Origin of the sequence: Pseudomonas sp. ES4, from assembly GCF_050586665.1 — a bacterium.
Lineage (GTDB): Bacteria > Pseudomonadota > Gammaproteobacteria > Pseudomonadales > Pseudomonadaceae > Aquipseudomonas > Aquipseudomonas frederiksbergensis.
The window spans coordinates 150,040-171,252 of sequence record NZ_JBOBDO010000004.1 but is presented as its reverse complement, the minus strand read 5'-3'; the positions used below and the strand labels follow the sequence as shown (position 1 = coordinate 171,252).

The 21,213-nt window shown below is 55.8% G+C and carries 20 protein-coding genes and 1 tRNA gene; 11 read left to right on the top strand and 10 right to left on the bottom strand.

The window, feature by feature from the left end; translation table 11 throughout:
* Positions 1-11: 11 nt before the first annotated feature.
* The 8 genes from ACQ4OB_RS06660 to ACQ4OB_RS06625 all read left to right on the top strand — a co-directional run bounded on the left by ACQ4OB_RS06660 (position 12) and on the right by ACQ4OB_RS06625 (position 7,998).
* Positions 12-704 (top strand): ABC transporter permease, encoded by a 693-nt coding sequence (locus ACQ4OB_RS06660; RefSeq protein WP_076029000.1) that lies wholly within the window; start codon positions 12-14, stop codon positions 702-704.
* Positions 704-1,393, top strand: coding sequence for an ABC transporter permease (locus tag ACQ4OB_RS06655; RefSeq protein WP_074872677.1), 690 nt, complete (start codon positions 704-706; stop codon positions 1,391-1,393). Before ACQ4OB_RS06660 ends, ACQ4OB_RS06655 begins: the two co-directional genes overlap by 1 nt.
* Positions 1,374-2,603, top strand: a complete 1,230-nt coding sequence (locus tag ACQ4OB_RS06650) for a methyltransferase (RefSeq protein WP_430955338.1) — start codon at positions 1,374-1,376, stop codon at positions 2,601-2,603. Before ACQ4OB_RS06655 ends, ACQ4OB_RS06650 begins: the two co-directional genes overlap by 20 nt.
* A gap of 297 nt (positions 2,604-2,900) precedes the next feature.
* On the top strand, positions 2,901-4,142 hold the full coding sequence (locus ACQ4OB_RS06645) for a nucleoside deaminase (RefSeq protein WP_430955337.1): 1,242 nt from the start codon (positions 2,901-2,903) through the stop codon (positions 4,140-4,142).
* 129 nt (positions 4,143-4,271) lie between these two features.
* Positions 4,272-4,347 (top strand) — tRNA-Thr (locus ACQ4OB_RS06640).
* Positions 4,348-4,519: 172 nt separating this feature from the next.
* The gene (locus tag ACQ4OB_RS06635; RefSeq protein ID WP_430955336.1) at positions 4,520-5,842 is read left to right on the top strand and encodes a tyrosine-type recombinase/integrase; all 1,323 of its coding nucleotides are present in this window, start codon (positions 4,520-4,522) and stop codon (positions 5,840-5,842) included.
* A 903-nt stretch (positions 5,843-6,745) separates the two neighbouring features.
* Positions 6,746-7,726 (top strand): integrase domain-containing protein, encoded by a 981-nt coding sequence (locus ACQ4OB_RS06630; RefSeq protein WP_430955335.1) that lies wholly within the window; start codon positions 6,746-6,748, stop codon positions 7,724-7,726.
* Positions 7,723-7,998: a hypothetical protein gene (locus ACQ4OB_RS06625; RefSeq protein ID WP_010567876.1), complete on the top strand. Its 276-nt coding sequence runs from the start codon at positions 7,723-7,725 to the stop codon at positions 7,996-7,998. Before ACQ4OB_RS06630 ends, ACQ4OB_RS06625 begins: the two co-directional genes overlap by 4 nt.
* Before the next feature lie 738 nt (positions 7,999-8,736).
* On the opposite strand, the gene ACQ4OB_RS06620 is transcribed toward ACQ4OB_RS06625, so the two are convergent.
* The 4 genes from ACQ4OB_RS06620 to ACQ4OB_RS06605 form a co-directional block, all read right to left on the bottom strand.
* Positions 8,737-10,905, bottom strand: coding sequence for a C39 family peptidase (locus ACQ4OB_RS06620; protein WP_236188759.1), 2,169 nt, complete (start codon positions 10,903-10,905; stop codon positions 8,737-8,739).
* Between the two features lie 781 nt (positions 10,906-11,686).
* A complete protein-coding gene (locus ACQ4OB_RS06615; protein ID WP_236188760.1) occupies positions 11,687-12,118 on the bottom strand; it encodes a DUF6527 family protein in 432 nt (143 codons plus the stop codon).
* Entirely contained in the window at positions 12,115-13,302 is a 1,188-nt protein-coding gene (locus ACQ4OB_RS06610; protein ID WP_430955334.1) for a ThiF family adenylyltransferase, read from the bottom strand. Before ACQ4OB_RS06610 ends, ACQ4OB_RS06615 begins: the two co-directional genes overlap by 4 nt.
* On the bottom strand, positions 13,277-14,026 hold the full coding sequence (locus tag ACQ4OB_RS06605) for a multiubiquitin domain-containing protein (RefSeq protein ID WP_430955333.1): 750 nt from the start codon (positions 14,024-14,026) through the stop codon (positions 13,277-13,279). The genes ACQ4OB_RS06610 and ACQ4OB_RS06605 overlap by 26 nt, the downstream gene beginning before the upstream one ends.
* Positions 14,027-14,238: 212 nt before the next feature.
* Here ACQ4OB_RS06605 and ACQ4OB_RS06600 point away from each other — a divergent pair, with 212 nt between their 5' ends.
* A complete protein-coding gene (locus ACQ4OB_RS06600; RefSeq protein ID WP_236188764.1) occupies positions 14,239-14,610 on the top strand; it encodes a helix-turn-helix domain-containing protein in 372 nt (123 codons plus the stop codon).
* Between the two features lie 14 nt (positions 14,611-14,624).
* Positions 14,625-15,494, top strand: coding sequence for an ImmA/IrrE family metallo-endopeptidase (locus ACQ4OB_RS06595; RefSeq protein ID WP_092201216.1), 870 nt, complete (start codon positions 14,625-14,627; stop codon positions 15,492-15,494).
* Between the two features lie 448 nt (positions 15,495-15,942).
* On the opposite strand, the gene ACQ4OB_RS06590 is transcribed toward ACQ4OB_RS06595, so the two are convergent.
* Genes ACQ4OB_RS06590 through ACQ4OB_RS06580 form a run of 3 tightly spaced genes read right to left on the bottom strand, consistent with a single transcriptional unit; the run spans position 15,943 to position 17,570 of the window.
* Positions 15,943-16,653: an SDR family NAD(P)-dependent oxidoreductase gene (locus tag ACQ4OB_RS06590; RefSeq protein ID WP_430955332.1), complete on the bottom strand. Its 711-nt coding sequence runs from the start codon at positions 16,651-16,653 to the stop codon at positions 15,943-15,945.
* A gap of 42 nt (positions 16,654-16,695) precedes the next feature.
* Positions 16,696-17,352: a DsbA family oxidoreductase gene (locus ACQ4OB_RS06585; RefSeq protein WP_430955331.1), complete on the bottom strand. Its 657-nt coding sequence runs from the start codon at positions 17,350-17,352 to the stop codon at positions 16,696-16,698.
* Entirely contained in the window at positions 17,349-17,570 is a 222-nt protein-coding gene (locus tag ACQ4OB_RS06580; protein ID WP_074872632.1) for a tautomerase family protein, read from the bottom strand. The genes ACQ4OB_RS06585 and ACQ4OB_RS06580 overlap by 4 nt, the downstream gene beginning before the upstream one ends.
* 721 nt (positions 17,571-18,291) lie before the next feature.
* Between ACQ4OB_RS06580 and ACQ4OB_RS06575 the strand changes: the two genes are divergently transcribed.
* Complete coding sequence (locus tag ACQ4OB_RS06575) at positions 18,292-18,585, top strand: DUF3077 domain-containing protein (RefSeq protein ID WP_430955330.1); 294 nt, start codon at positions 18,292-18,294, stop codon at positions 18,583-18,585.
* 63 nt (positions 18,586-18,648) lie between these two features.
* Here ACQ4OB_RS06575 and fic read toward each other — a convergent pair whose 3' ends face one another.
* The 3 genes from fic to ACQ4OB_RS06560 form a co-directional block, all read right to left on the bottom strand.
* Positions 18,649-19,773 carry a protein adenylyltransferase Fic gene (fic, locus tag ACQ4OB_RS06570; RefSeq protein WP_430955329.1) on the bottom strand — a complete coding sequence of 375 codons (1,125 nt, stop codon included), beginning with the start codon at positions 19,771-19,773 and terminating at the stop codon, positions 18,649-18,651.
* A 224-nt stretch (positions 19,774-19,997) separates the two neighbouring features.
* Positions 19,998-20,675 carry an RES family NAD+ phosphorylase gene (locus ACQ4OB_RS06565; RefSeq protein ID WP_102614980.1) on the bottom strand — a complete coding sequence of 226 codons (678 nt, stop codon included), beginning with the start codon at positions 20,673-20,675 and terminating at the stop codon, positions 19,998-20,000.
* On the bottom strand, positions 20,675-21,085 hold the full coding sequence (locus tag ACQ4OB_RS06560; protein ID WP_102614981.1) for an MbcA/ParS/Xre antitoxin family protein: 411 nt from the start codon (positions 21,083-21,085) through the stop codon (positions 20,675-20,677). The genes ACQ4OB_RS06565 and ACQ4OB_RS06560 overlap by 1 nt, the downstream gene beginning before the upstream one ends.
* Positions 21,086-21,213 lie beyond the last annotated feature (128 nt).

Sequence of the window (21,213 nt, the reverse complement as noted above, 5' to 3'; positions counted from 1 at the left end):
AAAAGAAATCCATGACTATCGATCTCTACGGATTCGGCCCGGCGCTCGCCGCTGGCGCGCTGATGACTGTGAAACTGGCACTCTCGGCCTTGTGCCTGGGGCTGGTGCTCGGTCTGCTCGGCGCCTTGGCCAAGACTTCCCCGTACAAGCCGCTGCAATGGCTTGGCGGCACTTATTCAACCCTGGTTCGCGGCATCCCTGAATTGCTCTGGGTGCTGTTGATCTATTTCGGCACGGTCAACCTGATGCGTGCCCTGGGCGAGTTCTTCGGCAAGCCCGACCTCGAACTCAATGCCTTCGCCGCCGGCGTAATTGCACTGGGGCTGTGCTTCGGCGCCTACGCCACGGAAGTGTTTCGTGGTGCGATTCTGGCTATCCCCAAAGGTCACCGCGAAGCGGGTGTGGCGTTGGGGCTGTCGAAATTTCGCATCTTCACCCGACTGATCATGCCGCAGATGTGGCGCATCGCCCTGCCGGGGCTGGGCAACCTGTTCATGGTCCTGATGAAGGACACGGCACTGGTGTCCGTCATCGGCCTGGAAGAAATCATGCGTCATGCACAGAACGCCGTGACCTTCGCCAAGCATCCATTTACGTTCTTCATGGTCGCGGCCTTCATGTATCTGGGCCTGACAATACTGGCCATGGTTGGCATGCATTTTCTGGAAAAACGCGCCGCCCGCGGCTTTGTGAGGACGACGTAATGGAATGGGAAGTCATCTACAAATGGCTGCCGAAGTTCATCCAGGGCGCCACCCTGACATTGGAGCTGGTGGGCATCGCCGTGATTCTCGGCCTGCTGCTGGCCATCCCATTGGGCATCGCGCGCTCGTCCAAGCTTTGGTACGTTCGCGCGTTTCCCTACGCTTACATCTTTTTCTTTCGCGGCACACCACTGTTGGTTCAGTTGTTCCTGGTCTATTACGGCCTGGCGCAGTTCGACGCGGTGCGCGACAGCGTCCTGTGGCCTTACCTGCGAAGTCCGTTCTGGTGCGCCACGGCCACCATGACGTTGCACACGGCGGCTTACATTGCGGAGATCCTGCGCGGAGCGATCCAGGCGATTCCGCCCGGTGAGATCGAAGCGGCACGCGCATTGGGCATGTCCAAGGCCAAGGCGCTGTTTTTCATCATCCTGCCGCGAGCGGCACGGATCGGCCTGCCTGCCTACAGCAACGAAGTGATCCTGATGCTCAAGGCCAGTTCTCTGGCGAGCACCGTCACCCTGCTGGAACTCACCGGCATGGCGCGCACCATCATTGCCCGCAACTACCTGACGGTGGACATGTTCTTTACTGCCGGTGTGTTCTATCTATTGATGTCGTTTGTACTGGTGCAGGCGTTCCGTCAGTTGGAGCGCTGGCTGCGCGTCGATGCCTGCCAAGGGCGTTGATTCTTACGTGCTGACGGGCGAGGCCCTACTCGCCCGCTTCACGGCGCTGGATGCTTTTCTGACAAAGCATCAGGCGCTGTGGAAACCTCGTCCATTTACTCACCTGCGGCTTCCGTGGGAAGCGTCCTACCCCGAGTTGTCTGCATGGCTACGCGGCAGGTCATTGGACGATGCGGAAAATGCTCATAACCAACCTGCTCTTCTGGAGGCGCCGGAGCCATTCGCTTCACTGGCGGCGTTGTCCCTCGAACTGAGCGCTGTAGCTGAATTGCCGCCTCACGCACTCGAATCAGCTGGCCATCGGCTGAATGTCGATGTGCCGGGGCGCAAGTGGCAGCAGATCGAGGCGTTTGCCAGTCGGCTGGAATTTTCCGAGGCGCCGAAGCATTGGCTGGATTGGTGTTCGGGCAAAGGACATCTGGGGCGACGCCTGTTACAAACCGGTCAGCAGCTCACTTGCCTGGAATATGACCCGACGTTGGTCGCCAGTGGCCAGGCACTCAGTCAGCGTCATCATTTGCATGCGCTTCACGTCGAGCAAGACGTGCTCGCGCCGGGGGCTGCCTCTTTACTGAAGGCCGGCCACACGCCGGTAGCGCTGCACGCCTGCGGTGATCTTCACGTGCGGCTGATGCAACTCGCGAGCGCCACCGGTTGCAAGCAGTTGGCCATCGCCCCTTGCTGCTACAACCGGATCAGTGTGAGTGAATATCAGGCGCTTTCCTCTGCGGGTATGCGATCCGACCTACAACTGTCGCTCGAAGATCTCTCGCTGCCGATGAACGAAACCGTCACCGCCGGCGCTCGCGTCCGACGCCAGCGCGACACCTCCATGGCCCGGCGCCTGGGTTTCGACCTGCTGCAACGGCAACTTCGCGGCGTTGACGAATACCTGCCCACCCCGTCGCTGCCCAGTGCCTGGCTGGATAGATCCTTTGCCGATTACTGCCATCATTTAGCCGCGCTCAAGGAGTTATCCACAATCGGAGCGCACGATTGGCCAGCGCTCGAAGCCACCGGTTGGCAGCGACTGGCTGAAGTGCGCAATCTCGAGCTGCTGCGCGGACTTTTCCGACGCCCATTGGAGCTTTGGCTGGTACTCGATCGTGCCCTTTTCCTCTCCGAGCAGGGGTATGCGGTCCGCCTCGGCACCTTCTGCGAAACCCCGCTTACACCGCGTAATTTCCTGATCCTGGCTGAGCGCCCCTAAAACGCTCCAGCCTGTGGATAACTCTGGGGATGAAATTATCGTGGATCCAATATATCCGGCTGTTTCGGGGCAGAAACACAACTGTACAATTTTCGTACACCTGTAAAAAAAGCGGGAAAACAGGTATTTGCGAGCAAATGAGAACGGGTCCGCAAATTTGCCTCTAAACAGGTGCGGTACAGATCCCGTTGTGCATAAGCATTAAGACAAAACAACATAACGACCGGCGAAACCTCAACTATCGTTGCCAAACGCCAGATTTTCCTGGCGCTTAAACAGCAAGGAGCTGGGAAGATCATGAGCACATTGAACAGTGCACAGGAAGCCGTCGATACCGTCGCCAACCAAGCCATTGAAGCTGCGCTGCAGCAAACCTTCGCGGTGGGCGGCGCCATCATCAACAACGCAACGGGCGAGGTCATCGCCGCGCTGCACAACAACGTGCTGATGCCTATCCCCGGCGGTGGCACCACGTACTTTCTACCTCATGACCCGACCGCCCACGGCGAACGGCAATTGGTGGACTGGTACTACGAAAACGCCGCGCCATTGAACCTGCCACCGCCCAATCAGTTGACCGTCGTCACCACGCTAGACCCGTGCGCCATGTGCGCCGGTTCGCTGCTGACTGCAGGATTTAACGTCGCCGTCAGTGCGATCGATGACTACGCAGGCATCAACTACAACAGCCAGTTCACCTTTCCATCGCTGCCGCCGCAGATCCGCCAACAGGCGCAAGACACCTGGGGTTATTACGCGATCGCGGCGCCGGTCAGCCGGGCCTATCAGGGCTCGACCAGTCCGGTGTTTGCTGGCCAGACCATCGACTCGGCGGCTTACTTCCTCACCAGTTCGATCTTCTCCGCCAGCGTCAACACCGTCCGCGAGGCCAGCAACAACAGCGGTCTGCCGCCGGATCAACTGCAAAACCCGGCAAACCTCCCGGCCACCAGCAAAGTCCGCCAGGCACTGACTGCGCTCAGCCCGTTTGCATTGACTGTGCAATCGGCCAACCCGCGTGACCCCGGCGCAGAACTCGCTCCGCCGCTATTGAAGACTGCGCAACAAAGCACAGTGTTCAACTCGGTAGCCCTCATCGATCCGTTCGGCAACCTGCTGGTGTGTCTGGGCGGCGTCGAGAACCAGTCGCCGATTCGGACAGCGTTCATGGAAACCACCCGCAACTACGCGGTCATGCGCTGGACCCTGATGAACGACCCCGACCCCGTCGTGCGTGCCGAGGCCGGCCAATACTTGACCCATCCGAAATACGGCACCTTCGTCTTCCTCTACGCCCCCGACCCCACCACCCCGCAAGCCGTAATGACCTTCGGCGCGTACGGCTCGACCATGGAAGGCCCCGTACCGCAAAGCTATCCGTCCAACCTCCAATACGTGTTGCTGCCGGGCAACACCACCCCGCAAGCCTTGTCGACACTGGCCCAGAACCTACCGCCGTTCTACACGCAAAGCGTGCAAGTGGCGCCCGCGCAGGTGCTGAGCCAGGACTTGATCAACGCGGTTAAAAACGGCGTGTAACGCTTTAAAGCAATCGCATTGGCCGGCCCCGCAGAAGCGTCCGCGGGGCGGGCCTGACGCCTGCGCAAAAATAGTCTGAATTCAGGGGTTTACAGAACCAACCCAATCGCTATAATCGTCGCCCAACACGCCGGTATAGCTCAGTTGGTAGAGCAACTGACTTGTAATCAGTAGGTCCCGGGTTCGACTCCTGGTGCCGGCACCATACAAGGTTCCAGAGAAGGCTTTCAAAATCTCTGGAACCCCCGAAAAACCCGCCTTCTGGCGGGTTTTTTCGTTTTGGCGTTCCGTCGGATTCCGCCAAAATCTTATGGATACCAGCCGTTTTAAGGATAAAGATAGGGGTAAGGTCATTCGATAAAGGGAGGAGTACCCTTATGTCGCGCACCACTGCCCCGCTCTCTGATTCGGCTTGCCGTTCAGCCAAGCCCACCGACCGCGCCTACAAGCTTTTCGACGGCGACGGCCTCTACCTTTTAGTCCAACCCAATGGCCGCAAAGGCTGGCGTTTCAGGTATGTAAAACCTGATGGTCGTGAAGGACTGACCTCGTTTGGCAACTACCCCGTGGTCGGCCTCGCCGATGCGCGCAAGAAGCGGCTGGAGGTCAAGCGGATGCTGGTGGATGGCATCGACCCGGTCGAGTCCAAACATCAAGCCAAAACGCAAGCCACAATCCGAGGCCGAACCTTTGAGGGCGCCGCCTTGGACTGGCACAAAGCGATGTCTGCCAAATGGGCTCCGGGCCATGCCAAGACGGTCCTGAGCCGCCTCAAAACCCATGTTTTTCCTCTAATCGGTGATCGCGCTATTGTCGACCTAGACACTCACGACTTGATGCAACCTCTGGAAGCAATCCAAAAGCGTGGCACGATTGACGTCGCGTTAAGGGTACAAAACTACCTGCAAAGCATCATGCGCGAGGCGAAACGTGCTCGACAGATCGCAGCAAACCCTGCCTCCGACCTTGAAGGTTTGATCAAAGCCCCGAGGGTAGTGCACCGCCCAGCTTTACCCTTATCGCGCCTGCCTGAATTGCAGGAGCGCATCGACAACTACAAAGGACGAACGCTGACTCGGCTGACAGTCATGCTCTCTCTACATGTGTTTGTCCGCTCGAGCGAACTACGCTTCGCCCGCTGGAGCGAGTTCGACCTCAAGCGCGGCACCTGGGAGATACCGGACACTCGACCCGCGCTGTACGGAGTACCCTTTTCAACAAGAGGTACGAAGATGGCCGGGGACATCCACCTTGTACCCTTATCGCCGCAAGCCGTGACCCTGCTTGAACAGATCCGCACCCTCACCGGCGAATTCGACCTGGTATTTGCGGGCGATGCCAACCCGTCGAAACCGATTTCTGAGAACACGGTGAACAGCGCGCTTCGAAATATGGGTTACGACACCAAAACCGAAATCTGTGGCCATGGCTTCCGCTCAATGGCATGTAGCGCACTGATTGAGTCAGGACTGTGGTCCGAGACCGCCATTGAAAGACAGATGAGCCACAAAGAACGCAACAACGTCCGCGCCGCTTACATCCACAAGGCCGAATTCATTGAGGAGCGCAGATTGATCATGAACTGGTGGAGCCGGTACCTTGAGACGAATCGACAGGAGCATGTCACCCCCCACGAATTCGCGAACCAGACCGGATCAAACGTCACTCGCTTAAAAGCAAAACGTGGCGCAACTGAGTAAGCGCTCGGTCTTTATATCTAAGTGATCCGCTTATCCACGCGGGTCCATCCAAACAGGGCTGCAAAGCCGCCCTGTTTGGATGGACCTCACTTAAAAAATCTAAAGCTCACGCACCTGTCTGTGGAAAACCACGGATTTCCACCGGTGGATAATTTCATCCACAGCCGCACAACTCCCGAAAATTCGAGCCTTGACCCGAATTATCCACAGGCGTAGAAAAGATCGGGCAAAGCGCTGTCGTTGACAGCAACCCAGGTAGCCAGAACCTTTAAGGCTACGCCACACCGTGGTGGTTCTCCCAAAGTGCGATTAGCGTCCGGCAGCTCGCACGGTCACAGCGATGTGATGGATGCCTACTTCTACCAGAGTGCCACTGCGGCAACTCATCCCCCTTCATAGCTGCCCTGCAGCAACCTATCCGCTTGGCCATTTCATTGCGCCAACCTGCGCCCGTCTCTTTCTTCCGGAAAGAGACGGGCGCTTCTACCACTGCTGCAGCCCAACTCGTACAAGGCTTTGCGGCATTCCCCCTCGTGACAATCGGCGTGACAAACACCGAAGTCACCGGCAACAGCAATGCAGATGATGGTGCCGCAGCCCAGGGAATGGACTGCACCTGACTGACAGTCAGGCATGCCCCTGTCATCGCATCGCTGCCTTCACCCGACTCAGGATCTCGCGTCGCTGGTTTCGTCAGCCAATGCAGCCTCCACCCGCCCTCCGGTAACGGTGCTCAGGAGGCCAGATCATGAGATGCCCATGCTCCCGGTAGTAAGGAGCCGTCAGTCACGCGTTAGTGGACATCCCCATAGGTCGCAGGGGCCTTGATCCCTGATAACACTCAACATTCTTGGCGGGATGACGTGGGGCGGGATCGGGAGGTACAAGTAGGAGGTAGTCGATATGGCATTGGTGGGAAAACGGGATGGCCGTAACTTTGGGTACGGCAGGCAGTTGAGTTATGCGGGGCCGCAGGCGCTGAAAGACATGTTCGGCGGCGGCCACTACGGCACGGTCAAGGCGCACTGTGATCGGTGGTTGGCATTCGTGAAGTGGTGTCGGTCTGAAGCAGGTCCCGGGGTCAATGATGCGCGGCAGATTGATCGCGAGGTATTGTCGGACTATGCCTCATACCTTCGCGGCCTGGTGGAGCACGGCGACATAGCTATCAGCACTGCACAAAACCGGCTATCCAGCGTTAACACGACCATGGCAGCGCTTCGTGGTGATCAGTATGTGAAATTGCCAAGTCCGAGCAAGACATTAGGTATGCAGCGCACTGGGATTCGTCACTCGGTGCCGCAGGGCCAAGACCGCGAACAGGTTAAGCAGATTGTCGATGCGCTTTGCAGACATCATCAGCTACGGTCAGCAGCGATCATTCTATTGGCACGATCCACCGGCATGCGCTTGCGTGAGGCCATCTTGGCTGACCTGCCACGACTAAGTCGTCAAGCCAAAGACTTAGACAAGATCAACATTCAGGACGGCACCAAAGGCGGCCGCGCCGGTGCATCAGCACCCCGTTGGATTACGGTGGACGAGCGCATTCGAGGCGCGCTTGAGTTTGCACAGCAGGTATCGCCTGCAGGTAGTCGCAACCTGATTGCGCCAAGCGAAAGTTATTTGAATGTTCTGCAGGAAGTCGTCCGCCCTGCACGGGACATTCTTCATGCATCCAACCTCAAAGGCTTTCATGAGCTCCGGGCGGCGTACGCATGCGAACGCTATGAGCAGATCACCCAGCATCGCGCACCTATCAACGGAGGTAAATGTAGCCAGGTAGATCGGTGCCTTGATCGTGAGGCACGGAGGCAAATCAGCTATGAGCTCGGGCACGGTCGGATCGATGTGGTCGGCGCCTACATTGGGAGGCACACATGAGTAAGTCATTCGATATGGAACTGTTCTTGGCTGGCGTGCTGACCGGATCGCATGCGACCCGGCAACGTCATTTACGTCAGGCGAAGCTAATCCAAACGGAAATTGCAAAGCGTTGGCAGCGAGAGACGCCTTGGGCTTGGCAGAGAAAGCATGTGGCTTGGTTTCTCGAACATCGCATGAGCCAGCGCAGTGAGGCGGCGCGGTATTACTACCTGCTGACGATCCGGCTGCTCGCTCGACGCCTAGAAACATCATGGATTTTCAATCTCTGAGTCGGACCTGGTCTTGATAGTCACGGCCGACAGCAATCGGCCGAGGCTGTGTAAAAACATTTTTCAGCGCGACAGGTACTCAAAACCGGACTGGAAATCGCGCTTCTACGCAAAATCCACATCTGCTGACGTGCCGATAAATTTCAGATTTAACGTAGACGCGCGCACCTCAATTTTGGCGAAGCGTTTTTACACACTCTGGGCCATAAGCGGCCATCGTGCGCACACCAAGACGTGCGGGGCTACACCATCTCGATGCAGCTCATCTTGGGATATACCATGCATGTCTTATGCATCATAAGACCAGTGCGTCCAGTAGTGCCCGGGCTTGATCAGAGCGGCGAAGGTGCTCTCGCATGACACCGCCGCCGCTTGGGCAGCCTCTCGCCGCCTGGCGATGATGATCTCGGCTACCTCATTGAACGTTGAATCCAGGCCGTGCTCCCACACCCACGCTCTGAGCTCCAAATAGATTTGGCGATGGTAGCTGTCGAAGCTACCCCAATGCTGACCAATGTCGAACGGGTACGATCGCTGTCTTGCTGGCGGAGAACAAAATCCTGGAGCCGGCGTGCGGTTCCGTAGGAGTCGTCCAGAAGGATGTGTCGGTGCTGATCGTAAGGTGACTGTGGCTTCTCTGGCTTCTCGCGAGTGGAGTGCCTTGCCAGCCTAGACTACGGAAGCATGCCGCCTCGGTGTCATTAGGGGGAAGGACATAGCCCTCCCCTAATGAAACCATCACTCCGCCTTGGGAGCGGGAGCGTCCGGGTAAAACGCTTCAAACGTATCGCGAGGAAACAGTGATCGGATCTTCAGCAGGGCATTCGCAAGATACAGGGTCTTCTCAGCCGCAGAGTAGTCACTGCTGTATCGGCCAGAGAAGAAATTGACGACCCAGCCGTCTTTGGTGCGACGTATCTCTCCTGCAATTCGTGCAGCCTGCATCCCCGTCATGCTCGGGTGCCCTAGCTCAGCCGGCTTAGGAATGTCTTCGGCGAGGAATAGCACACCATCCTTACCAATCGCCCAAATAAGCTTTCGCGTGAAGCTTGGGTCTTCAGCCACCTCTTTGTACGCCTCATGAATTTCACTGAGGGGTATTTGTTGAGGATCCCAGAATCGCTTCGCGGTCGGATTGGTACCCTTGCCGTCCCGTGAAACTTCGTTATCTTTGATATGGTTGGGCGCTCTCAACGTTCCATACATGCTGTTGAGGTGGCTTTCGTAGTCATCCCGGCGACGCTTGAGCGCTCGAGTGAAGGCAGAGAAAAAGTGTTGATCGTCGAGCCCCCCAACCTTCAGCTCTAGACCCTTGAATCCTCCAAGCATGGCATCAGCGTAGATCGGATCGTGTATATAAATGCCCGAAACGGCGTTGCCCAATGGAATATCCGTAGCGTCAAGCAATATACGAAACGCAGGCTCGCCATCCCAGAAAAAGTCGATCTGCCATTGCAGGCGGGCAAGGTGGCCGTTCAAGAAAGCGAGCTTGTCTTCTCTCCAGCGAACGATCAAGGACTCATCTAACTCCCATTCGCCCAAGCGATCGCCCGGCTTGCGATGAGTCACATGTGTTCGCACATCATCACGGGCTTCGGCAATCGAGGCCAGTTTTATGTGGAAGCTAACCTTCGGCACCTTGACCTTAATCAGAGGGCATACCTCTGATACCAGGAAGCCGTCGATCTGCTCGGCGATCCGAATTGCCGTGCCATGGGCATAGATGAAAGGCAACCGAGTCTTTCTATCGGCTGGAACGATGGAGATGTCAGGCACGATCACTTCGTGCGGCTCGACCCATGTCGAGGCATCAGGCTCTCGAATCGACATCGCCAAGCCCCAGCGCGTCTCCATCCCCTCAGGCGTGTTCTTTTTGAGGATGTCTTTAAGCATGACCATTTGAGCACGAGCGTATGGCCCAAGGCGGTCGTCATGGACATAGACCCATTTATTGCCATCTCGGAAATCGTAACCGAGGGCGGTGATGGCGTGCCCAGCTTTGACAAACTCTCCGGATTCGTCAGGTGTCAGGCCAAACACAGTACCAGTCAAAATTACAGGCAAGTCGCTGTCGATGTGCGCGGCCAAGTATTCCTGGAAGAATTCCTGGCTGGATTTTTCCAGGTTGCTGTTGTGGTAACGCAAACCTTCGACATCCAACGTTCGCTGAATCTGCTTATTGCTAAGCTCTTTGTTTGGGAAACCGTTGCTTGATCCGTCCACAAAATTCAAAGCCGCGGTGGTGATCTCACTGCAGGACTTGATGTCTTTAACCCCTCGGCCTGGCAGGCCATGAAGGGCCGTCCAGATCGCGGTGGTAGCGCATGCAGCAACAACCTTGTCCTGTTCTTGGAAGGCGATTGAGTCGACGGTGAGCTTCAGGCCGAAGAGGTTCACCTCGTAGCGCCTGTCGATTTTCTTCTTGCCCGGCCCTCTGTCACCACTTACCCGCAGGCAGGTTTTACCCACGAACGTTCGGGTCAGTGGCTTGATCACCATGAAACCGAGGTAATGTTCCTGCAGCGACTCCAGAGTCAGCTTCAGTTCTGGCTTGTCTGCAAAAACCACATCCGAGTCCCCCACCAGCAGCGCGTCGAGCTGCTTGTGCGTGAGGTCGCAGTTGAAGAAATGCAACCGAGCGCACTTATAGCCATCGTTGCCGAAACGCCCCAGGTAGAAACGCGAGTAATCTTCTAGGAAGTCTCGGTCGATGTACTGATGCTCGAGCAGAATGCTACCGACAGTCTTCTTATCTTCCGGTAGCTCCGGCATGAACGACTTGAGGTAGTTGTAGATGTACTTGATCTGGCGCTTTTCGAAGATGTCAGCGTGGTCGTAGGCAAACGGCTCATGGATCAACGCTGCCAGCGTCGCTTCCTCGAAGCTGGTAATGAGGTATGGGGTCATTGTGATCGCGCAAAAAAAAGCAGCCCATCAGGCTGCTTTTATATGAAGAGATTTTTCAGAGGCTGCAGGTCTTGGCCAACAGAGCCGGAGTCACTTCTTGAGCCGTGAAATGAGAAGCCAGACGCTTATTGGTGTTAACCATACGCTCACGCGCAGCCCGTAGGCTCTCTGCATGCGTGCCATTGCGAGTGCGGGCTTCTTCAATCAGACGCTCAAGAGTCATCGCTCTATCCTCTAAAATACAGGTTCCACTTACAACAAGTAGTACCCAATGCGCGACCACAGACTTCGAAAAATCGAAGCTAGCGTGGTACTCGAGACGCTCACCAAGGAGGCGCGGATTATCAATCCTCGCCATCTCTCACTACAAGCAACCATCTCACCAGCCGACAAGCGGCAATAAGACTGTAGTTCAGACCGAGCAAAAGCTCCAAGGTTCATGAAAAACAGCTCCAGAGCTGGCAACGAGCAGTACCCAAGAGGGTGATCCGCTCACGCAGATCTTGGTTGGCCCGCCTTACCCTACGGCACAGAAATGCCGAAACCTCCACACACGGAAGTGCCCTAACGAGGGCAGGAGGCATTGGATGGATCCAGTATGGCATATGGCCGTCGTACACTTAAAGTGTAATTTTCGACAAATTTGAGCACCCTAACGGTGCAAAAAGACGGGAGATTCAGTCGAGGGGAGGTCGCTTCAATCGCAGAATTAGGGCCCTTCCTAGCACGGGCCCTTCCTCTTTCTCTACATACAGTGGAACGTGAGAGGCCAAGCTGGCCATTACAACCCCAGCCATTTCCTCAATTTTTCGAACAGTGAGAGCTCTGACTGTAATGTCGGCACAGGTTGATGAGTCTCGCCGCTTGGCTTGGCAACCTGAAGGCGCGCCTTCGCTTCCGCGTCTCGCTTACGCCCGGCGTTGATCGCTTCCTGAGACATGTCCCCAGCCCACTCGATACGACCCGAGCGTACCCAATAGTGCGAGCGACAAGGAAACGTCCAGTTGCCCACAGAGGGCTTGAGAGAAACGTTTTCCCCATCGAATGACATTTGCCAATCGGTTGGGGAAAAAGGTGTGATCACCTTGGTTCCGCAACCACAGGCGCACAGGTGAGCGGCGGTGGCGAACTCCATGGCGAGATAGAGCTCTCCTGGCTCCAGCTTGCCTGGGAAGCTTTCGACAAACTGCGGTGCCAAATGCTTTACCTTCATGACTCGTCCTCGCTGTTGCCCATCTCGTTGAGGTTGGTCGAGTAAGTGACGTGGCCCGCTTTACATTGATCGACGTAGAAGCCACAAAGCCGCTTCCACATGCCCACTGCGAGAACCGCGTTGAGTGCATTCAGATCAGCGATCTGAATGTTCGAGCGGTAAGCATCCTCTGCCTCATTGTCGGTCAACGGCATCGTACGGGCGGCGTGGTCATGGTGAGTCAGTGTCAGAGCCGTCACCCGGCAGGTGCCCCAGACCTGCTGAGTATCATTGACCAGATGTACTCCCATGCCCACATCAAGCAGTGACGTACGAGTTCCATTGAGTTCCCGGACGACCAGAGCTCGCGCTGGGGTGTTGTCTACACAAAGAAACACGTAATCAAATTGTCGGAGCTCACCCACGTTCTCTGCGGTGATCATCGACGGGTGCTGAGTGATTCCACGATGCATCTGGCTGTATACCTCGTGGAGATACTCCACCTTTTTCAGTCCTCGCTCCAATGTGGCAAACGGTACAGCACCTGGATAGCGGAATGCGTTGTGCTGCTGGAGCAGATCGCCATCGTAGAGGTGAATCTCTGCCACTGGCGTTTTCGCGATCTGATCCAGGATGTAAGCACCGGTGCCGCCCAACCCTACAATCGCAATTTTCAGCCCCTTGAAATTCTGTGTGGGCATCGCGATACCTGCGCGTGGTGACGCCGTGTCCGTGTAGGCGAACACAGTGTCTTCCGTCTCCGACCGAATGGGAGCGAAGGTTTTAGCAGTTACGCTAGGGTCTATTGCCTGGGCTTGGCCGGTCAACATTGATACGTAGATCGAGACTTTCTGGTAGTAATCGGCGTAGTCGCTACCCCGAAGCTTGGCCGAGAAATAGTGGTTCACCACCAAGTCCGGCAGCAGCGTAGCCGCGTTGCTGTTGTTGATGATTTCATCGAGGGGACGCCCTTGCGAATTGCAAGGGCGGTCACCAATGAAATGTGCTGTATGGTCGCTCGGTTTTCCCGCAACATCAGCCACCAGGTTGAGCGCCATAACCAACACGCCTTTGCACACCTGACGCTCAGCGTTCACGTAGGGGACGTCCCGAACCAGGAGATAACCTTCCTTGGTGTCTAGGTTGTACCCTTCGTTGCGCAGGCTCAGGAGATGAGGACTACGACTTATCAGTTGGTGTGACATTGAAGTGCATCCCCTTCTTGATACGGACGTGCTGGCCATCAACCAGGTTAGTGAGCGAGTTGCCTTCGTGGCCTTTGGCGTAGGTCACGGTGAAGTGGGCATTGGGGGCCGGCTGCGCATCCGGGTAGGCCAAGTGCACTACCTCCCAGTACGACAGAGTGTGGGAGTGAACAAACACTGGCTGCGTATTGACGAAGACCTTGATGTTGATTTCAACCGCAGCAAAGTGCTCCACACCCGGGCGGGCCAGATCGAACAGGTCACGATCCTCGATCAGCTCATCGTCATCGGCCGGCACCACCAGGAAAATGTCGTACTTCTGCGCGTCAACGCCGGCGAGTTGCTTGAGAGTGCGCCCGGAGATCCGCTGAGCCCCCCAGTCCTGAGCTTGGCCATCGATGAAGAAGCGGTAGGAGCGGTCGCTTTTGAAAGCTAAAAATTTCTCAATACCAGCCAGACGCAGATCTGTCGTGCCTCCCGGGCTGAGCAGATCTAGATGGCCGTTGGTGAGAAGTTGATATAGCAGGTATTCGTCGACCGGACGGAAGCCGGCCTCCTCCAGCACCTGCCGCCCGGTTGGAACGGGGTCAGTAATTACGAGAGGCCGGTACTCCAGATTTTCGTTCCCAATCTGAATTTTGTAGGGGCCATGGTCACGTACCTGGCGACCTGCGGCGAGGGCGGCGGCAACGTCTTCAATCTCTAAGTCGTTCAACTGTGTCATGGATAAATCCTCGCATTTGAACCAGATGAGCCGTTGCCTAGCCAGACAACACTATGGCTCTAAAAAACGACCCCGAAGGTCGTTGCCTAGCCAGACAACAGTAGACTTCAAAAAAAACCCGCTTATCATGGATCATGAATCGCGAGCTGTTGCCTAGCTAGACAACAGCCTACTCCCGCCCCAATGGGCATTGCAATAGGTTGGAGAAAATAATGGATTTGGCCGGGTTCATCGCGAGCATGCGTGAACGAAAAGAGCTGAGTTTCCGTGACTTGGAGAAGCGGGCAGGTGATCTTGATCACGCCTACATCTGGAGGCTGGAGAAGGGAGATCGGGCGGCTCCGTCAGAGGATGTCGTCGTCCGCCTGAGCCATGCACTCGAGCTCGACAACCGAGAGAGTGACGTGTTTCGGTTACTGGCCAAGTCCGTGACGGTAGAGAACGCGCTGTATCTCCTAATGCTCGAGCGCAAGGACATCCCTTGGGAAGACTTCGAGGATGTGGCCACCATGAGCTTCCGGGGCGAACGCCCAAATACCAAAGAAGCCTGGATAAAGCGGATCGAGCTCATTCAACAGATGTAGGAACGGAGATTTTCATGGACGAAACCACTGCGGTTTTATTGGCCCGCAAGCTGCTGAAAGACGCCAACGTCACAACGGCGCCAGTTGATGTTGAGGCATTGGCGCAGTCATTGGGCTTCCAAATCTCCCGGAAAGAGCTCGATGAGGGTGAGGCAGGCTTCACGCTCATACGGCGCGAGAAGAAGTACATTTGCGTAAACCAGCAGGACAGCGTAGTGAGGCAACGCTTCACAATTCTCCATGAGATTGCACACCATGTGCTCGATCAACCGTCCAAACATGAGAAGGTGCCTTCTGACGAACTAGAGCGCTTCACCGGGCGCCCTCCCGAGGAAATTCTGTGCGACATCTTTGCTGCAGAATGCTTGGTGCCATGGCAATTGATCCAACCGCTCGCGGAACAGAAGGACTTTACGCTGGAGCATCTGACCGAACTGGCTGAGCAGTTCCAGGCTTCCCGCTCCTGCATTGCCTCCAGATTTGCCCAAGCTTCCAATGATCACTTGGCATTCGTGGTGACCGAAGACGGCATCATCAAATACTCCATCGTTTCTAAGGCACTCAAGGCATCAAGAGTATGGATCAGCAAAAACGTCGTCCTTCCTAAAAACTCCGCTGCCGCCGAGGCATTGAAGTCGGGTGTCAGCGGGCTTCATGAAGCAGATACGGAAGGTCTGGATTGGAGTAATAGTGATGACGCTAGGCGGTTCGCCTGCTATGAGCAAGCAACTTATTACGCACCGACCAAACAGACCCAGTCCATCATCATTTTCGATGAGCTTGAACAGCGCCCGGCTTCAGCAGGCTATCGTGCCGCCGATGACAACGGTGGTTTGCTGGAGGAGCTCGATGGCTATCCTGGGTGGTCGAAGCCCCGTTACTAACCGCTCCCCCGGCATCTAACAGAGGGTGAGCAGCTAGCGCTCAAAAGCTCAAAACTGATATCGCAAGTATGCTTGTACAACGCGATCTGGCCTGAGCCCGGCGTTCGATAGGGAACGGTGGTTCCCAGCTCATCTGGCGAGTTCTTCAGGCGTCGCGAAATGAACTGAATCATCGAGTCCGGGAAATACACCAACGCCTCGTTGAAACCGACCCGTTGCTCGATCAATCTCACCGAGTAATCGCTCCTAATTTGGCTTTTCTTGCGTCGATGAAAGAACGGGCACGTCAAAGGATATTTTTAGAGGTAGTTGGTTGTACATCATCAAGAAAAGTATCTATAAATCATATGGCTAATAAGATTTTCGACTCCTGGTGCCGCACCATACAAAACAAAGCCCTCGTAGAAATACGAGGGCTTTGTTGTTTCCGGGGTTTGGAAAAGCGGTCTTAGTGACCCGCACTCTGCCCACCATCCACATGCAAAATCTCGCCAGTAACAAAGTTCGCGCTGTCCAGATAAACAACAGCCTGCGCAATATCACTGATCTCGCCCATATGCCCGACCGGGTGCAGATTCCCCAACGCTTCATGAGTTTCTTCACCATGCATCGGCGTCTTGATGATGCCCGGGGAAACCGCATTCACCCGAATCCCGCGCTTGGCGTATTCAATGGCCAGGGACTTGGTTGCCGCGTTCAATCCACCTTTAGTCAGCGAAGCCAGTACCGACGGCACGCCGTCGATGGCGTGGTCCACCAGGCTGGTGGTGATGTTGACGACGTGGCCTTTGCCTTGTTTTTCCATCTCGTTGATCGCGAGTTGGGTGATGTAGAAGAAGCCGTTCAGGTTCACCGACAGCACATTGGCGTAGTCTTCCGCGGTGTAAGCAGTGAACGGCTTGGCAACAAAGATCCCGGCGTTGTTGACCAGGGTGTCGATGCGGCCGAAACGTGCGATGGCTTCACGGATGACTTGCTGGGCGACTTCCGGGTTGCCGATGTCGCCGGCCACGGTGAGGATGTCTGGATCTGTGGACGGTTTGATCGAACGCGAAGTGGCGACAACGTTGTAATCCAGGTCACGGAAAGCTTTGACCATGCCTGCGCCGAGACCTTGGGAGGCGCCAGTAATGACGATGACTTTTTTCGAGTTGCTCATGATGAACCTCAACTAATAAATGATGGTTTGAAAAGTAAGTAATCAGGCTTCGGCGGGGGCCTTCGCCATTTGTCTCAACATTTGTTCGTAGTACTCGACTGACTGCGAACCGGACACCAAGTGACGGCCGTTCAACACCATGGCCGGAACCGAATTGATGCCGCGCTGGCGGTAAAACCCTTCAAGCTCACGCACTTCTTTGGCGAACGCGCCGGACGCCAACACCTCTTGAGCAGCCGCCGCATCCAGTCCCGCTTCAGCAGCCAGACCCACCAGCGTCTCGCGATCGCTCGGGTTCCGGCCGTCGGTGAAGTAAGCGCGCAGCAGGATCTTCTTCAGTGCGACCTGCCGCCCTTCCTGTAACGCCCACATCAACAACCGGTGAGCATCAAACGTGTTGTAGAAGTGGCTGCGCTTCTCCAGATCAAACTTGAAGCCGATGGCCTCACCGCGAGCGATCTGCATCGCTTTGCCGGCGGCGACGTCTTCGGCGGTTCGTCCATATTTGCGCATCAAATGCTCAACCGCTTTCTCGCCGACTGCCGGCATGTCCGGGTTCAACTCGAAGGGCTTGTAGGTCAGCTCCACCGAAACCTCACCGGCCACGTTCTCGATCGCCTGCTCCAGCGCCGTTGCGCCCAACGCACACCACGGGCACACCACGTCGGAGATGAAATCGATGGAGACGGTCGCGGTCATGACTGCCCCTCCCCCTCAGCCAGCTGCTTGCGGTACTGGGTGGTGGTGATGCCGGCGTAGCCCCAGTTATCGGTGTCGACTTCTTCGATCACGATGTGGGTCAGGTGCGGATCCTTGTTGAGGACGCGTTGCAGGGTTTCAGTGATTTCGGCGATCACCTGAGCTTTCTGCTCAGAGGTAACGCCATCGCGGGTGATGCGTACGCTTACGAAAGGCATGAGGAATCTCCAAGTGACCTTCCCTTCGGAATGAATGGGTCGGCGTTGGAGTTCAATGTATGGGGTTGGTTGGAGGGGATAAAGGTGGGGGCGGGAACATCATTAGTTACGTGGTGTAATGAGCGCGAACGGAGTTATAGCCCTGATGCCCCCTCTCGGACGATGAACAATCTGTAGGACTCAACCACTTCTGCCGTAGGCCACTTTGTTACGTGTCGCTATTTTCCTGGTTCGGCGACACGTTGTTGGGATGTGTCGCTGAGGACGACACATAAGTGTCAATGCAATCTTGTATTCGCAACGGCCTGGTCTCGGAGACTTGAGCTGCGCGGCTCTCATTCATTTCGCGTACAGACTCCAGCAAATCCTTTTGAAACTGATCCATTTCAATGTCCATTCCTGATATCTCCTTCAGCAAGTCGGCAAGGCCATCAGCATGCCTTCTTCAAATTATGAAAATTATGGCTGCCCAATAATTATTGCCCAGCCATAAAAAACACTAAAACCTTCAACCCACGCCACCACCTAGCCACGATTGCGCATCCTCCGCCCGCAAGCTACCTTCAGACCGTCGCTGCCAATTCAGCGACCGGGCCTGAGAACTCGAATTCGATGTAGGAACCACCGGAGTTCTCCTTATGCCTGCCCGCAATCTATTCAAAATTTGCGTTCCCGCTTCACTGGTCATCACCCACCACCGCCCAAAAACCGGAGGTGCCCAATGACCAACCCCCAAGACTTGAAAACCATCGGCCTCACCCCTTTCTCCTTCCACGGCAACCAACCGCTGTTCCGCATCAACGGCGGAGTCCCGATCATCCAGGCCCTCTCCCACGCCTCAGATCTGCTCCACATCGCCAAACTTCTCGCATCTGACGCCGCCATGGTTCGTGACACCGACCGGCATGCCTGGGCGTCGCATTTTTTGCAGGAGATGAGTAAGGCGATCATCGATGACGTAGCGAAGGTGCTCGATGCACCGGGTAACAACAAAGCCAGTAACGTCGCGTCATAAACAAATCGTACACAAGAAAAAGCCCCGATCAATCGGGGCTTTTTGCGTTTCGACTCACACACATTAGCCTGCGTAATGCTTGAATTCGTTGCTGTCGCGAATGAGTAATTGCATCAGTTTCGGATGAATAAAAAGCTTCTCCTTACCCACCTGAACCTCTTCCAATACTCCAATCATCACCAGCTCTTTCAGGTGACGAGACGCAGCCTGGCGCTGAGCAATTTTCTTCTCGACGACGTTGCTGATACGACAGTAAGGCTGCTCAAAAATGACATCGACCAGTTCACGCGTATAGGTCTTCGGCAGTTGTTCACGAACAAACTGAGTGGTGTGTTCGGACAATGCACGAATGGCCGCAATCTTGGCCGTCGTCCAGCGAGCGGTTGCTTCTACAGCGCTTAGCATGAACAACAACCATGGTTCCCAAGCCTGTTTAGTCGTGACTTCCAGTAAGTGTCGGTAGTAATCGGCCCGGTAGGCAATGATGTAGCGGCTGAGGTAGAGGATAGGCAGGTTCAACAGGCCTTCCTGGATCAAAAACAAAGTATTTATGATCCGTCCGGTGCGGCCGTTACCATCGATAAATGGATGGATTGCCTCAAACTGATAATGCCCGACTGCCATACGAACGAGGGGATCGAGATCGGTTTCGTTGTGCAGAAAGCGTTCCCAATTGGCGAGGAGGTTACGCAAGTGTTCCTCACCTTCGGGCGGGGTGTAGATGACTTCGCCGGTACGGTCATTCGCGAGCTGTGTGCCTGGCGTGCGGCGGATGTCCAACTTAACGCCTTTTAGCGTGCGGCAAATTTCTACAGCAGTGTTGGTGGACAGCGGCCGCTCCGTCAGGGATTGAAAGCCTTGATTCAGTGCTGTTCGATAACGTAACGCTTCCTTGGTCGCTGGATCCGCATGGTTTTCAGTGTCTTGAGCATGCTGGAACAATAAGTCCGTGGTGGTGACGATGCTTTCTATTTCCGAACTGTCTTTTGCTTCCAGCAACGGAATTGTATTGATCAGGACCGTCTGATTCGGAATCAACTCTGCGGCCTGTTTCAACTCGGCCAACGCGGTACGTGCCTCAATACATTTTTTGAGGACTGCACGTGTTTCCAGCTCGATTCCAGGTGGTAGCAGCGGCAGTTGGTTGTATGGCCTGTCAGCCTGCCATGGCAGCAACGGTTCGGTCATGAATGCGATCCTGATCATCTTGTATGTTTTTTGAGCAGAGAGAGGCTTTACTCATGTCGCCAGTGTAGACATGAGGCCATAACGTGTCGCAATTTTTCACTTTTTGCGACACGTCTGAGAAACATGTCGCCGCGGACGACATGTTGGCGACACGTGTTACCGAAATTGAATTTTCGCGACATGACCTCGTTAATTCCCTAATCAATGGGCTTTTTAGTTCCGGCTCACACCTCGCTGACTTCAAACACAAACGAAATCTTGCGACTGCTCGCACTCCACACATATCGAATGTGCTTGCCTTGCTTCGGAATAGACACGGCCGGCGGACGAAACGCAGCGACACATTCATGGCCGGATAATCGAACGCTGTTGTAAAGCAGCCCCCACGACAAGGTTTCACGCAGTTGCCGGGCAAACGCCTGTGAAGGCCCGTAAGCGTCGGGATCCGGGTTGTGCAGTTCGGGGTAGTTTTGGCGGATGTCATGCATCGGTTTGACGACTTTGTTGACGTAGGTGCGCAGGGTCAACTCGATGTCGGGCTCGTTGGTCGCGGCGAGGAAGCGTTCCTGGTGGTAGCTCGTTTCGGCGATGGCGGCGGCCTGGCTGCTGGCGGCGTAGTAGACGCCGTAGGTGCCGTCGGTGAAGCGGCTGGTTTTGCCGATGTGGGTGAACGCGGCCATGACCGGTGATGAGCCGGGGCCGGAGATTCGGTCTTCGGGCAGCACGCGGGAGAGCACGCCGGCTTCTTGCACCAACCGGTCGTTGGTCAGGGCTTCCAGGGCGTAGGCGGTTTGCAGGTCTTCGGGGTCGAGCACGTCTTCGAACAGGGTGATCGGGGGAAACGCGCTGTTGATCATCCGGTAAGCACGGCTCCACTCGGGGAGCGCTACTGGCGGGGCCATCAGCCGCGAACGCCATCGAGGTAGCGACGCACGTCAGCGATGTCCACCACCCGGCCGGCCAACATATAACTCAACGCGGATTGACCATTGAACGGCGCGGCGGTGTTCGGACTGCTGACCCATTTGTAGGCACGGTCGCGGTTGTTGCTGAAGATGATGCTCAGGGCTTTATGGATGCCCATCAGGTAGGAGATGCGCTCCAGGGTGTCGTGAGGGAGACGCACATTGGGCGGCAGGTGTTTGTATTTATAGAAGGTGGTGTTGCCGACCTTGCCCAGCAGCGTGCGCTGTTCTTCGGCGGTGCAGCCCCAACGCTCCATCAGGTTGAAGAAGAACTTGAGCGCCACACGGCCGGCTTCCGGCGTGTCGAGTTCTTGGGGAGCTGTGCGGATGGGGGATGAAGTGGCCATCGGAAGGACTTCTTCGGGCAAAGGGTTGTGCCTTCAGAGTAGTACAGATCCGAACATGTTTTAAATTTTTGTTCGTTTGCGGATTATCTAAGGCTCGTGAGAGCGTTGAGCTCTAAATCGCGCCCACA